Origin of the sequence: Streptomyces sp. NBC_00154, assembly GCF_026342835.1 — a bacterium.
Lineage (GTDB): Bacteria > Actinomycetota > Actinomycetes > Streptomycetales > Streptomycetaceae > Streptomyces.
In genome coordinates this window covers 1,762,161-1,775,810 of record NZ_JAPEMI010000001.1, presented here as the reverse complement: position 1 = coordinate 1,775,810, position 13,650 = coordinate 1,762,161, and the positions used below count along the sequence as shown (strand labels likewise).

At 71.0% G+C, this 13,650-nt stretch carries 13 protein-coding genes; 9 read left to right on the top strand and 4 right to left on the bottom strand.

What is annotated here, in order from left to right:
• Position 1: 1 nt before the first annotated feature.
• Both OHA03_RS07740 and OHA03_RS07735 read left to right on the top strand, forming a co-directional pair.
• Positions 2 to 955 (top strand): ABC transporter permease, encoded by a 954-nt coding sequence (locus OHA03_RS07740; RefSeq protein WP_267002058.1) that lies wholly within the window; start codon positions 2 to 4, stop codon positions 953 to 955.
• A complete protein-coding gene (locus OHA03_RS07735; RefSeq protein WP_267002056.1) occupies positions 952 to 3,096 on the top strand; it encodes an ABC transporter ATP-binding protein in 2,145 nt (714 codons plus the stop codon). The genes OHA03_RS07740 and OHA03_RS07735 overlap by 4 nt, the downstream gene beginning before the upstream one ends.
• On the opposite strand, the gene OHA03_RS07730 is transcribed toward OHA03_RS07735, so the two are convergent.
• The 4 genes from OHA03_RS07730 to OHA03_RS07715 all read right to left on the bottom strand — a co-directional run bounded on the left by OHA03_RS07730 (position 3,026) and on the right by OHA03_RS07715 (position 6,606).
• Positions 3,026 to 3,349, bottom strand: a complete 324-nt coding sequence (locus OHA03_RS07730; protein ID WP_030915586.1) for a multidrug efflux SMR transporter — start codon at positions 3,347 to 3,349, stop codon at positions 3,026 to 3,028. The two genes, OHA03_RS07735 and OHA03_RS07730, sit on opposite strands and share 71 nt — an antisense overlap.
• A gap of 90 nt (positions 3,350 to 3,439) precedes the next feature.
• Positions 3,440 to 4,456, bottom strand: coding sequence for a ribosome small subunit-dependent GTPase A (gene rsgA / locus OHA03_RS07725; protein WP_267002053.1), 1,017 nt, complete (start codon positions 4,454 to 4,456; stop codon positions 3,440 to 3,442).
• 3 nt (positions 4,457 to 4,459) lie between these two features.
• Positions 4,460 to 5,776, bottom strand: coding sequence for a 3-phosphoshikimate 1-carboxyvinyltransferase (gene aroA / locus OHA03_RS07720; protein ID WP_267002051.1), 1,317 nt, complete (start codon positions 5,774 to 5,776; stop codon positions 4,460 to 4,462).
• Positions 5,777 to 5,892: 116 nt separating this feature from the next.
• A complete protein-coding gene (locus tag OHA03_RS07715) occupies positions 5,893 to 6,606 on the bottom strand; it encodes a M50 family metallopeptidase (protein ID WP_267002049.1) in 714 nt (237 codons plus the stop codon).
• Positions 6,607 to 6,659: 53 nt separating this feature from the next.
• Between OHA03_RS07715 and OHA03_RS07710 the strand changes: the two genes are divergently transcribed.
• The 7 genes from OHA03_RS07710 (at position 6,660) to OHA03_RS07680 (ending at position 13,582) form a co-directional block, all read left to right on the top strand.
• Positions 6,660 to 7,475 carry an SOS response-associated peptidase gene (locus tag OHA03_RS07710; RefSeq protein WP_267002047.1) on the top strand — a complete coding sequence of 272 codons (816 nt, stop codon included), beginning with the start codon at positions 6,660 to 6,662 and terminating at the stop codon, positions 7,473 to 7,475.
• 18 nt (positions 7,476 to 7,493) lie between these two features.
• Positions 7,494 to 8,147, top strand: a complete 654-nt coding sequence (locus tag OHA03_RS07705) for an alpha/beta family hydrolase (RefSeq protein WP_267002045.1) — start codon at positions 7,494 to 7,496, stop codon at positions 8,145 to 8,147.
• A 346-nt stretch (positions 8,148 to 8,493) separates the two neighbouring features.
• Positions 8,494 to 9,150, top strand: coding sequence for a sigma-70 family RNA polymerase sigma factor (locus OHA03_RS07700; protein ID WP_266990480.1), 657 nt, complete (start codon positions 8,494 to 8,496; stop codon positions 9,148 to 9,150).
• Positions 9,147 to 9,464, top strand: a complete 318-nt coding sequence (gene rsrA / locus OHA03_RS07695) for a mycothiol system anti-sigma-R factor (RefSeq protein WP_267002043.1) — start codon at positions 9,147 to 9,149, stop codon at positions 9,462 to 9,464. The genes OHA03_RS07700 and rsrA overlap by 4 nt, the downstream gene beginning before the upstream one ends.
• 253 nt (positions 9,465 to 9,717) lie before the next feature.
• Complete coding sequence (locus OHA03_RS07690) at positions 9,718 to 11,235, top strand: HD-GYP domain-containing protein (protein WP_267002041.1); 1,518 nt, start codon at positions 9,718 to 9,720, stop codon at positions 11,233 to 11,235.
• Positions 11,232 to 12,497: an HD-GYP domain-containing protein gene (locus OHA03_RS07685; protein ID WP_267002039.1), complete on the top strand. Its 1,266-nt coding sequence runs from the start codon at positions 11,232 to 11,234 to the stop codon at positions 12,495 to 12,497. Before OHA03_RS07690 ends, OHA03_RS07685 begins: the two co-directional genes overlap by 4 nt.
• Before the next feature lie 92 nt (positions 12,498 to 12,589).
• Positions 12,590 to 13,582, top strand: a complete 993-nt coding sequence (locus tag OHA03_RS07680; RefSeq protein WP_030969778.1) for a hypothetical protein — start codon at positions 12,590 to 12,592, stop codon at positions 13,580 to 13,582.
• Positions 13,583 to 13,650 lie beyond the last annotated feature (68 nt).

Below are 13,650 nucleotides of genomic sequence, written 5' to 3'. Positions count from 1 at the left end.
CATGACCGCCGTCATCGAGACCGCCGCCGACGCGGCGGCCGGAGGGGCCGAGCCGCTGCGGCCGGTCGGCCGCGCCGCAGTGGTGCTGCGCCGCTTCGTGAGCAACCGCGGTGCACTCGCCGGAGGAACGATCCTTCTGCTGCTCTTCCTGCTCGCCTTCGCCGGACCGCTGATCAGCCACTGGGACTACAGCCACATCGACTACACCTCGCTGCGCGAAGGCCCGGGCGGACGGCACTGGTGGGGGACCAACCGCATCGGGCAGGACGTCTTCGCGCAGACCGTCCGCGGACTCCAGAAGTCGCTGCTGATCGGGCTGCTGGTGGCGTTCTTCTCGACCGTGCTCGCCTCGCTGGTCGGCGCCTGCGCCGGGTACTTCGGGGGCTGGCCGGACCGGATCCTGATGTTCGGCGTCGATCTGCTGCTGGTCTTCCCGGCGTTCCTGATCATCGCGATCATCTCGCCGCGGCTGCGCGGCGGCGGCTGGTTCGCCTTCGTCGGGTTGCTCGCCGTCTTCGGCTGGATGATCACCGCGCGGGTGGTGCGGTCCATGACGCTCTCCCTGAAGGAGCGCGAATTCGTGCGGGCCGCACGGTACATGGGTGTCGGGCCGTTCCGGGTGATCTGGCGGCACATCCTGCCCAACGTCGCCTCCTTCCTCATCATCGACGCGACCATCGCGGTCGGTGGCGCGGTGATGAGCGAGACCGCGCTGTCGTACTTCGGCTTCGGCGTGCAGGCGCCCGATGTCTCGCTCGGCACGCTCATCGCCTCGACGACCGGCGCCGCGGTGACGTACCCATGGATGTTCTTCTTCCCCGCCGGGCTGCTCATCGTCTTCGTCCTCGCGGTGAACCTGGTGGGTGACGGTCTGCGCGACGCGCTCGATCCGACGAGCGGACGCGGCCGTTCAACCGCTCGGACAGCCGTTCAGACCGAGGAGACCGACCGATGAGTACGACGACCGACGGACAGGCACCCGTGGTGCTGGACGTCTCCGGTCTCGCCGTCGACTTCGACGGGGCGCCCGCCGTCCGGGGCGTCGACTTCACGCTGCGCCGCGGTGAAGTGCTCGGCCTGGTCGGGGAGTCGGGGTCGGGGAAGTCCGCCACCGCACTGGCCGTGCTCGGCCTGCTGCCGGCCAATGCGCGGGTACGGGGATCGGTCCGGCTCGCCGGGGGCGGAGCCGCGGACGAGGGCGGGACCGAACTCGTCGGCGCCGCCGACCGGGTGCTCTCCTCCGTACGCGGCCGCCGTATCGGCATGGTCTTCCAGGACCCGCTCTCCGCCTTCACCCCGGTCTACCGGATCGGCGACCAGATCGCCGAGGCCATCCGTACCCACCGCGACGTCTCCCGCGAGCGCGCCCGTACGGAAGCCGTCGACCTGCTCGACCTCGTGGGCATTCCCGAACCGGCCACCAGGGCGCAGGGATTCCCGCACGAGTTCTCCGGCGGGATGCGGCAGCGCGCCATGATCGCGATGGCTGTCGCCAACGACCCGGATGTGATCATCGCCGATGAGCCGACCACGGCCCTCGACGTCACCGTCCAGGCCCAGGTCCTGGACGTGCTGCGCACCGCGCAGCGCGAGACGGGTGCCGCGCTGCTGCTGGTCAGCCATGACCTCGGGGTGATCGCGGGAGCAGCGGACCGGGTCGCGGTGATGTACGCGGGCCGGGTCGTCGAGACCGCAGCGGCGACCGAACTCTTCCGGCGGCCCCGGATGCCGTACACGCTCGGCCTGATCGGTGCCGTACCGCGGATCGACGGCCCGTCGGACGTGCTCGTCCCGATCCCGGGCGCACCGCCCTCGGCGGGCCGGCTGCCGAAGGGCTGCCCCTTCGTCCCACGCTGCCCGCTGGCCGAGGACCGCTGCACGGCGGCGGAGCCCGCGCTCGCGGCCGCGGACGCGAGCGACGAGGGCCATCTCACCGCCTGCGTACGGGCCGACGAGATCGCCGAACGGGGCCTCACTCCGGCGGAGGTCTTCCCCGTCCCGTCCATTCCCGAACGCGCCGCCTCGCCCGGCGACCAGGTTCTGCGCGTCACCGGGCTCACCAAGACGTTTCCCGTCCTCAAGGGGACCGCGTTCAAACGGCGTGTCGGCTCCATCCACGCGGTCGACGGCGTGGACCTCTCCATCCGGGCCGGTGAAACACTCGCGCTCGTCGGGGAGTCCGGATCCGGCAAGTCCACCACCCTCTTCGAACTGCTCAACCTCGTCCGCCCCGAAGGCGGGGACATAGAGCTCTTCGGACGGTCCCTCGACGGACTGTCCAAGGCCGACCGCAAGGCGCTGCGCGGCCGCGTCCAGATCGTCTTCCAGGACCCGATGGCCAGCCTCGACCCGCGGATGCCGGTCGGCGACATCGTCGCCGAGCCGCTGCGCACCCAGGGCGCGGACCGTGCCACCGTGGCCCGGCGGATCCCCGAACTGCTCACCCAGGTCGGACTCGAACCGGCGCACGCCACCCGCTTCCCGCACGAGTTCTCCGGTGGGCAGCGGCAGCGCATCGGGATCGCCCGCGCGCTCTCCGTCGAACCGGACCTGCTCGTGCTGGACGAACCGGTGTCCGCGCTCGACGTGTCCGTGCAGGCCGGGGTGCTCAACCTGCTCCAGCGGCTCAAGGCCGAGCTGGGACTCGCGTACCTCTTCGTCTCGCACGATCTGTCGGTGGTGCGGCACATCGCGGACCGGGTGAGCGTCGTCTACCTCGGCCGTACGGTCGAGACCGGCACCGCCGAGGAGGTCTTCGAGCGGCCCCGCCATCCGTACACCCGGGCGCTGCTGTCGGCCGTGCCGGTGCCCGACCCGGAGCGCGAGCGCCGCCGCACCCGCATCCTGCTGGCCGGGGATCCGCCGAGTCCGACGCGGCGGTACGAGGGCTGCCGATTCCGGTCACGCTGCCCGGTGTACGCGGAACTGGGCGAGGAGGACAGGGAGCGCTGCGAGCGCGACGTACCGGTCGGGGAGGCGGCCGGGCACAGCGCCGCCTGTCACTTCCCCGGACGCCCCCTGCCGCTCAGTGCGACGAGCCCGACAGCTGGAGCCCGATCACACCCAGGATCACCAGGGAGATCGAGACCAGCTTGAGCGTGGAGACCACATCGTCGAGGAAGACCATGCCGTAGATCGCGGTGCCCGCCGCGCCGATGCCCGTCCACACGGCGTAGGCGGGCCCCACATCGAGCTTCTTCAGGGACAGGGTCAGCAGACCGAAACTGCCGAGCGCGAAGATGCAGAAGGCGATGGTCGGCCAGAGTCGGGTGAAGCCGTGCGACAGTTTCAGACAGACAGCGAAGCCGGTCTCCAGAAGCCCTGCGACCACAACCAGCAGCCACGCCATCGTCGGTGCCCTCCCACGTCGGTGACTGCTCTGTCCCGCTGCGTGCGATTATGCACTTACCGGTAGCAGCAGATCGCAAACGTGCCTGGGTCAGTCGCCTTCGCGTCGTTCCCGGGTGGACAGCAGCCGGTGCAGCGAGTCCAGCCGGGCCGGATCGGCATGTCCGGCCACCACCCAGGCGCCCAGAGCGCATTCCGGTTGGACGGCGTCGTGGGTGCAGCCGCGAGGGCAGTCCTCGGTGCCGGGCTCCAGGTCGGGGAACGCGTGGATGACCCGCGAAGGGTCGATGTGGTGCAGCCCGAAGGAGCGCACGCCGGGGGTGTCGACCACCCAGCCCCGCCCGTCCGGCAGAGGCAGCGCCAGGGCTGATGTGGTGGTGTGCCGGCCGCGGCCGGTGACCGCGTTGACGACACCCGTCGTACGCCGCCGGTCCTTCGGCACCAGGGCGTTGACCAGCGTGGTCTTTCCGACGCCGGAGTGCCCCACGAACGCGGTGACCCGGTCGTTCAGCTGCTCGCGCACCCGGTCCGCCGCGTCGCCGTTCTCCAGCTCCTGGCGGCTGGTGACGATGTAGGGGACACCCAGCGGGGTGTACGCCTCCAGGAGCTTGTCCGGGGACGCCAGGTCGGACTTGGTGAGGACCAGGAGCGGGGTGAGCCCGCCGTCGTACGCCGCCACCAGACAGCGGTCGATCATCCGCGGACGCGGTTCCGGATCGGCCAGCGCGGTGACGATCGCCAGCTGATCGGCGTTGGCGACGACCACCCGCTCGTACGGATCGTCGTCGTCCGCCGTCCGCCGCAGCACCGAGCGGCGCTCACCGATGCGGACGATGCGGGCCAGGGTGTCCTTGTCCCCGGACAGATCGCCGACGATGGAGACGGTGTCCCCCACCACCGCGGCCTTGCGGCCGAGCTCGCGCGCCTTCATCGCCATGACCGTACGGCCTTCGACGAGGCAGGTGAGGCGGCCGCGGTCGACGGTGAGGACCATGCCGTCCTCGGCGTCCTCGTGCTTCGGACGGGTATGCGTACGAGGCCGGTTGCCCTTCGGGTTGGGGCGGAACCGGATGTCGTCCTCGTCGGGGTTCTTGCCGTAGCGACGCATGACTCAGACCCCGAGCATTCGGGTCCACATCAGCGGGAAGTCCGGCAGGGTCTTGGCGGTTGTCGCCACGTTCTCGATCTCCACTCCGGGGACTGCAAGGCCGATGATCGACCCCGCGGTGGCCATCCGGTGGTCGTCATACGTATGGAAGGTACCGCCGTGCAGCGGGCGCGGCTCGATGTGCAGCCCGTCGGCGGTCTCGATCACCCGGCCGCCGAGCTCGTTGATCTCCTTGGTGAGCGCGGCCAGCCGGTCCGTCTCGTGCAGCCGCAGATGGGCGACACCGCTGAGCGTGGAAGGGGAGTCGGCGAGGGCCGCGACCGCCGCGATGCCCGGGGTGAGCTCGCCGACCTCGCCGAGGTCGACGTCGATGCCGTGGATGCGGCCCGAACCGGTGAACGTCAGACCGCGTTCGGTCAGCTCGCAACTGCCGCCCATCGCGGTGAAGATCTCGCGCAGCGCGTCACCGGGCTGGGTGGTGCGCAGCGGCCAGTCGGGGATCGTGACCCGGCCACCGGTGACCAGGGCCGCGGCCAGGAACGGCTGCGCGTTGGAGAGGTCCGGCTCGACCGTCAGATCGCGGCCGAGCAGAGCCGACGGGGAGACCCGCCAGACGTTCGGCTCGCCGCCCGTCTCCGGCTCGTCGACCTGGGCGCCGACGACCCGCAGCATGTCGACCGTCATCCGGATGTGCGGCATCGACGGGAGCCGGGAGCCTGTGTGACGCACCTCCACGCCCTGGTTGAAACGCGGCGCCGACAGCAGCAGCGCCGAGACGAACTGGGAGGACGAGGACGCGTCGATCGCCACCGGGCCGCCGTCCAGCGCACCGCCGCCGTGCACGGTCATCGGCAGCGAGCCGCGCCCGTCGTCGTCGATCCTGGCGCCGAGCACCCGCAGCGCGTCGATCACGCCGTTCAGCGGCCGCTCGTACGAACGCGCGTCGCCGTCGAAGTGGATCGGCCCGTCGGCGAGGGTGGCGACCGGCGGCAGGAAGCGCATGACCGTTCCGGCATTGCCGACGTCGATCGTGGTGGGGCCGTGCAGCCCGGCCGGAATGACCCGCCACGCCTCCCCGGAGCCGTCCGGGCCGACACCCTCCTCGATACCGACGCCCATCGCGCGCAGCGCCTGCGCCATCAGCAGGGTGTCGCGGGAGCGCAGCGGGCGGCGCAGCCAGCCCGGCTCGGCGGCGAGGGCGGCAAGGACCAGTGCCCGGTTGGTGACCGATTTCGATCCGGGCACGGTGACGGTGGCGTCGACGGCTCCGCTCGCATGGGGGGCGGGCCAGAGGGCGGGGTGCACGGAACTTTCGGTCATGGCCCTCACTTTAGTGGCTCACCGCAAACCCAGATCTTGATCAAACAGGCGGAAACCGGGACGTAATACAACCGTGGTACCGGCCGCAACGAGCCCGGGGCCGGTGCCGCCGTTCCTCACAGGCCGAGGAGCCAGCGGCCTCCGCCGATCAGTGAGCAGAGCGACACCGCATGGAAGAGGAAGAGCCACAGTGCGGCCGGGACATCGGTGAGCCGGGACAGCTGGTCCGCGTCCGAGTCCGGTGCGCCGCCGTGGCGCCGCTTCGACTGGAGCTCGAATGCCGGACGCACACCGCCGAGCAGCAGGAACCACACCGCGGTGTATGCGAAGAGCGACTGCACGTCGGGCGAGGCGAGCCAGGACACCAGCAGGAAGGCCGAGCCGGTGAAGATCACCGTGAGCGCCCCGTACACATTGCGGATCATCACCAGCATCACGGCGAGCAGCGCGGTTGCCACCCACAGCAACAGCGTGATCCTGCCGCTGCTGAGCAGCCAGGCGCCGCCCAGTCCCAGCAGCGGCGGCGCGGTGTAGCCCGCCGCCGCGGTGAGGATCATGCCGATGCCGGTGGGCCTGCCACGGCTGACGGTCAGCCCGCTGGTGTCCGAGTGCAGCCGGATGCCCTGCAGCCTGCGCCCGGTGACCAGAGCGATCAGCCCGTGGCCACCCTCGTGCGCGATGGTGATCGTGTTGCGGGAGACCCGCCACAGGACGTTCGGCACGACGGCGATGAGTGCGACCGTGGCCGTCACGACCACCAGCCACTGCTCGGGTGCGGGCTGGGTGCCGAATATGCGATCCCACAGATCGCCCAGATCGGTGCTGTCCATGGCGCGGGCGGCTCCTTGCGGTCGTGCCGGTGGGTCGTGGCAGTCTGGCACTTATGTGCGGACGGTATGCAGCGAGTCGGCGGCCCGAGGATCTGACCGGACTCTTCGGCGTCGAGAAGTGGGAACCGGCGGAGGCGCTGGAGCCCGACTACAACGTGGCGCCGACCAAGGAGGTCTACGCCGTACTGGAACGCCCGGTGAAAGACGCGGATGATCAACGTCCGGTTCGGCAGTTGCGCGCACTGAAATGGGGACTCGTGCCCTCCTGGGCCAAGTCGCCGGAGGGTGGCGCCCGGATGATCAATGCCCGGGCGGAGACGGTCCACGAGAAGCCCTCGTTCCGCCGCCCCTTCGTCTCACGGCGCTGCATCCTGCCCGCCGACGGCTACTACGAGTGGGTCACCGGTTCCGACGAGCGGCAGCTGGAGGAGCAGGGGAGGAAGAAGCGCCCCCGCAAGCAGCCTTACTTCGTGACACCCGCGGACGGATCGGTCTTCGCGATGGCCGGACTGTACGAGTTCTGGCGCGACCGCACCCTGCCCGACGATCACCCGCAGGCCTGGTGGGTGACCTGCTCCGTGATCACCACCGAGGCGGAGACCACCCCGCTCGCCGTCGCCCCCGCCGAGGGCCCGGCGGCGCTCGCCGACATCCACCCCCGGATGCCGCTGATGCTCACCCCGGACCGCTGGGACGCCTGGCTGGACCCCTCGCACACGGACATCGAGGGACTGCGGGCGCTGCTCGCACCACCGCCCGGCGGACTGATGCGCGCCTACCCGGTGCCCACCGCCGTCAGCAATGTCCGCAACAACGGACCCGAACTGCTGGAGGAGCTGGCCGCGCCGGAGGTCGGCACGCTCTTCTGACCGGGCAGGATGAGACACGTGAGCCCCACAGAGACAGCTCGTACGACGACCGAGACGGTCGACACCGACGCCGGGACGGCCCGGATCACCTGGCTGCCCGCGAAGAAGCCGCGCCTGGTGCTCGCCGCCGGTCACGGCGCCGGCGGCGGCATCGAGGCCCGCGACCTCCAGGCCCTGGCCACCGCGCTGCCCGCCCACGGAGTGAGCGTCGCCCTGGTGGAGCAGCCGTGGCGGGTCGCCGGGAAGAAGCTCGCACCCGCCCCGAAGACCCTGGACACCGGGTGGCGCGGCCTGTGGCCCGCGCTCGCCGCCCCAGGGCTCCCGGTCGTCGCCGCGGGACGCAGCGCCGGCGCCCGAGTGGCCTGCCGGACGGCGACCGAGCTCGGCGCCCACGCGGTCCTCGCGCTCAGTTTTCCGCTGCACCCGCCGGGCAAGCCGGAGAAGTCACGCAAGGACGAGCTGCTCGGCTCGGGTGTGCCCACGCTCGTCGTGCAGGGCGGCCACGACCCGTTCGGACGGCCCGCCGAATTCCCGCCGGGGGAGTTCGAGATCACCGAGGTGCCGTACGGGGACCACGGCTTCGCCGTACCGAAGAAGGCCGACCTGACCCAGGATCAGGCGATGGCGATCCTCACCGCTGCCGTCACCGCATGGCTGGACCGACTCCCGTAACGCCCGACGCGTCTCCCTCGCACGCCGGGCATGCCTCCTTCCGGGTGGATCGGATCACCCTCGCGGAGACCGGTCACAGCCCCGGGAATGTTGAGTGGGGGGCCACTGTTGTCGGTGACATCGGTACATCAACGTCGTATGTGGAGAGGGAGTCCGTCGCATGGGTTCGACCATCTGCCCGCGCCGCTCGAACGCCGCTGACCTGGAGTGGACGGTGTTGCACGCGGCGAAGACCACTCCCGAGCGGGCACTGAGCGGATCGGATCGACAGCCCGCTTCGAAGCAAGGTCGACTATTCTCCGATTCGAGCGGGTCCGGTTTCGGATCCGTCACAGCGTTGGAGGAGGTGGGTCCGGTCACCGGTACCGACACAGGGACCGACGACGGCCGCGCGGAGGAGACGACCGCCGAGCGCAACGCGCGCTTCGAGCGGGACGCCCTTGGTTTCCTCGACCAGATGTACTCGGCCGCGCTGCGCATGACGCGCAACCCCGCAGACGCCGAGGACCTGGTCCAGGAGACGTATGCGAAGGCGTACGGCTCCTTCCACCAGTTCCGCGAGGGTACGAACCTCAAGGCATGGATGTACCGCATCCTGACGAACACCTTCATCAATTCGTACCGCAAGAAGCAGCGCGAACCTCAGCGCAGTGCTGCCGAGGAGATCGAGGACTGGCAGCTGGCGCGCGCCGAGTCGCACATGTCGACCGGTCTGCGGTCCGCCGAGTCGCAGGCTCTCGACCACCTTCCGGACTCGGATGTGAAGTCCGCACTGCAGGCGATCCCCGAAGAGTTCCGCATCGCGGTTTATCTTGCGGATGTAGAGGGCTTTGCCTACAAGGAGATCGCGGACATCATGGGGACTCCCATCGGTACGGTGATGTCCCGACTGCACCGGGGCCGCCGCCAACTGCGCGGCATGCTGGAGGACTACGCCCGTGAGCGCGGGCTCGTCCCGGCCGGTGCCGGAGAGTCGGACGATCGGAAAGGCTCGGGCTCATGAGCTGCGGAGAGCCGCACGAGACAGACTGCTCAGAGGTCCTCGATCATCTCTACGAGTTTCTCGATCATGAGATGCCCGACAGCGACTGCACCAAGTTCGAGGTGCACTTCGAGGAGTGCTCCCCGTGCCTGGAGAAGTACGGCCTGGAGCAGGCTGTGAAGAAGCTGGTGAAGCGCTGCTGCGGCCACGACGACGTGCCGAGCGATCTGCGCTCCAAGGTGATGGGCCGGATCGACCTGATCCGCTCGGGGCAGGCCGTGCCGGATCAGGACGTGGTGGCCGAGTCGCAGCTGCCGACCGCCGCCAGCGAGTGACGGCCGGCAGGTGAGGGCCGGAGAGTGACGGGCGGCAGCCGCTGAGCGGCGGTACGTCCCCTCCCACCTTCCTCCGTACGCGTGAGGGCGCGCCGCGACTTTCGCGGCGCGCCCTCACGCGTACCACCGCTACGGCGTACACATCACCCGAACTCACCCGAACGTGCGAATCGAGCTCATCGGCACTCGATCGCGCGTCCAACTCGCTAGCCTGGCGCCTCCATTGACCATCGTTGGGGGGCGGGTGGGGCGGGTGAGAGCCACACCGTCAGCGGCGCGCGCGCACATTCTGGCCGCAGCGGTCTGCGCGACGCTCTGTGCGCTGCCCGCGTTGCGTCCCGGTGCGGGGATTGCGTGGACCACCGTGGGACTGCTCACGGCGCTCTATCTGGCCTGCGAGCTTCCGGGCCGCTGCCGCCTCCTCGGCAGCTCCGTGCCGATCAGTGCCGGATCGTTCTTCCCGCTGCTGCTCGCCGCCGCGTTCCTGCTGCCGCCCGCAGCCGCCGCGCTGGTCGCGATCCCCGGCTCGCTCGTCGGCCGGGTCGAGCACGCGCCCGCCACGGCCCGCCGCATCTGGCGGGCGGCACAGCTCGCCCTCACCGTCTGGGCGGCGTCGTACGTCCACGGTCTGCTCGGCGGTGGCGCCACGCTCGGCGGACCGGTTCCCGAACGGCTGCCCGACTTCCCGTACGCCCTGCTGCCCGCCTGCGCCGCCGCGCTGGCCTTCAGCCTCGTCCTGACCGCCCTGGACGGCTCGATCCTGGCCACCGCCGAACGGCTGCCGCTGCGACACGCCTGGAGCGGCCTTCTGCCGCGCTCGCTCGGACCGCACCTGGTACACGGTCTCGCCGGGCTGATGATGGCCGTGCTGTGGCGCAGCTCGTACGGACCGGTGTCCGCGCTCTTCGTCCTGCTGCCGATGTACATCTCCTGCTGGATCTTCTCCCAGTACCACCGTGAGCACGCCGCGCACCGCGCCACCATCAGGGCGCTGGTCCAGGCCGTCGACATCAAGGACACGTACACCCGCGGGCACAGCGAGCGCGTGGGGCGGGCCTCCGTGCTGATCGCCAGGGAACTCGGCATGGCGGAGGACCGCCTCGAAGTGCTCCGCTTCGCCGGGATCCTGCACGACGTCGGCAAGCTCTGCGTCCCGACCCGGGTGCTGCGCAAGGACGGGCCGCTCACCCTGGAGGAACGGCGCGTGATCGAACTGCATCCGGAGTACGGGCATGAGATCGTCCGGGGCATCGGCTTCCTGGGCGAGGCGCGAGCGGCGATCCTGCACCACCACGAGCGGCTCGACGGCAGCGGCTATCCGTACGGGCTCAGCGGGCGGGAGATCCCCGAGTTCGCGAGGGTCGTCGCGGTGGCCGACGCGTTCGACGCGATGACGTCGACGCGGTCGTACCGGAGAGGGAGGCCGGTGCCTGCAGCGGTGGAGGAGCTGAAGAGGTGTGCGGGCACGCAGTTCGATCCGCAGATGGTGCGGGCGCTGGCGCGAGGCCTGGACCGGCACGGGTGGTCGACGGCGTCGACGGTGGTGACGGCCGACGAGACGGTGCCGGTGCCAAGGGCGGGCGGGGGCGCGGACTTGGGGGCCCGGGACGTCCGGAGGCCGGTTCGCCCGCAATCGCCCGACGGGCTCGAGCCGGCGGCCGGTCGTGCGGTGTCCGGGGACGGGCTTGATGTGGCGGCCGGTCGTGCGGTGGCTGCGGACGGGTACGGGCTCGCTCCTGGGGCGCAGTCGTCCGTGGACCGGACCCGGTGAGTCGCGGTCGGAGCCGGACGAGGCTGCCCCCCGCTGTCCTGGCCCTCCGCGGCGCCGCCGGTGCGCTCGCCGTCGCCGGGCTCGCCCACACCCTCTGGCACGGTCTCCATGAACCCGGGCTTGCCCTCGCCTTCGGCGTGCTCATCACCGTCGGTGAGCTGGCCCGCTGGGGTGCGCTGCCCGGTGAGCGGGAGCCCGCGCCGCTCGGCGCCGCCGGAGCGCTCGCGTATGCGCTTCTCGGCCGCAGCGGCGGGGAGCCCACCAGTCACGGAGCCCTGCAGGTCATCGCTGTTCTCGTCGCGGCGCAGCTCGTCGCCGCCGTGCCCCATGTGGCACGTGGCAGCGGGCCCACCGCCGATCAGGTGGCCCGGCGGATCATCATCGTCTCGTTCGCCGCTGTGTGCTTCCAGCCGCTCCACAATTCCGGCCGGTCCGCCGTCTGGTTCGGCGACGGCCCGTACTTCGCGCTCTTCCTGCTCGTACTGCTCGTGCTCACCGCCCTGTGCGACGCCGTGCTCGGTGCCCTGCTGCTGCGGTCCGGTACCCCCTTCCCGTACGGACCGCTGCTCCGTGACGAGCTGCGCGCTCTGCTGGGCATCGGTTCGGCGGTCTGCGCGACCGGGGCGGTGATGGCCCTGGGGGTCTCCGTCGCCGGCCTGTGGGCGCTGCCCGTGCTCTGCGTACCGCTGCTGCTGACCCAGGTGTCGTTCCGCCGGTTCGTCGCGGTGCGCACCACCTACCGGCAGACCATCACCTCGCTCGCCCGGTCCACCGAGATCGCCGGCTACACCCCGCACGGGCATGCGCGCAGGGTGGCGATGCTCTGCACGGCCGTCGGCCGCGAGCTGGGGCTCTCCGGGGCCGAGCTGACCGTGCTGGAGTACGCGGCCCTGATGCACGACATCGGGCAGCTCTCCCTCGTCGATCCGGTGCCCGACGGGGCGACCGCCCCGCTGCCCGCCGCCGAGCAGCGCCGGATCGCGCTGCTGGGCGGGGCCGTCGTCCGGCAGACCGGGGTGGACACCGAGATCGCCGTCGTGGTGGAGCGGCAGGCCGACCCGTATCGTGAGCAGCCGCTGCCCGCCCGGATCGTCCGGGCCGTCAACGCATACGACGACCTCTGCGGGGAAGGTCTCAGCGGGCCGCTCGACGCACTGGAACAGCTCAGGCTCGGGACCGGCCACGACTATCAGCCGGAGGTCGTGGAATCGCTCGCGCGCGTGCTGGCCCGGGGCGGTCTGACCCCCGTCCTGCCTGGGTAACCCATGGGTAATGAGCGGGCGTCCGGCTGGGCATGGTTGGATGCGAAGAAGACCGGAAAACGAGGGTGTCCGAGTCGGGACAGGCGGGAATCGTGAAGATCTTCGGGAAGGTACGGCATCGGCCCTCCGCCTCTTGGCGGCAGGCCACGGACCGCGCGTTCACGCTGATCGGCGACGGCCGGTACGAGGACGCGGGCGCACTGCTGACACGGGCGGCGGACCTGGAGCCCTGGCTCTCCGAGTCGTGGTTCAACCTGGCGCTGCTGCACAAGTTCCGGCACGACTGGGAACAGGCGAGAGCGGCCGGCCTACGGGCCGTGGCGCTGCTCGACAAGGAGTCCGGCGCCCCGGACTGGTGGAACGTCGGGATCGCCGCCACCGCTCTGCAGGACTGGCCACTGGCCCGTCGCGCCTGGCAGGCCTACGGCCTGAAGGTACCCGGCAGCGGCCAGCACACCGCGGCGGCCAACAGCGAGCCGGCGGGTATGGAGCTCGGCAGCGCGGCCGTACGGCTGTCGCCCGAGGGCGAGGCCGAGGTCGTCTGGGGCCGCAGACTGGACCCGGCGCGGATGGAAGTGCTGTCGATCCCGCTGCCGTCCTCCGGGCGGCGCTGGGGCGAGGTCGTCCTGCACGACGGGGTGCCGCACGGCGAGCGCGTGACCGCGGCCGGCCCCTCGTATCCCGTGTTCGACGAGATCGAGCTGTGGGCACCCTCCCCCGTACCCACCTGGGTGGTGCTTCTCGAAGCCGCCACGGAGGACGACCGGGATGCCCTGGAGCAGCTGGCGTCCGATGCCGGGTTCGCCGCCGAGGACTGGTCGTCGTCCGTACGGCTGCTCTGCCGGGCCTGCTCGGAGAGCCGGATGGAGAGCGACGAGGGCGACGGTGAGCACCTCGACCCGCACGACCACAGCGAGCCCGGCCATCCGGGCCCGCTGGGCCACCGGACCGCCGGTGAGCTGTGGGTGCCCGAGCGCGAGTGCGGGATAGCGGCGCCGGCGGGGCTGGTCCGCGGACTGCTGGACGGCTGGGTGGCGGACAGCCCGGACAGCCGTGAGTGGCGGGATCTCGAAGAAGTCTGCTGAGCCGTGCGTCCGCGGCCCGGCCGTTACGCTGTACGGGCATCGATTCGGGTTTTGAGGAAGGCGTACGG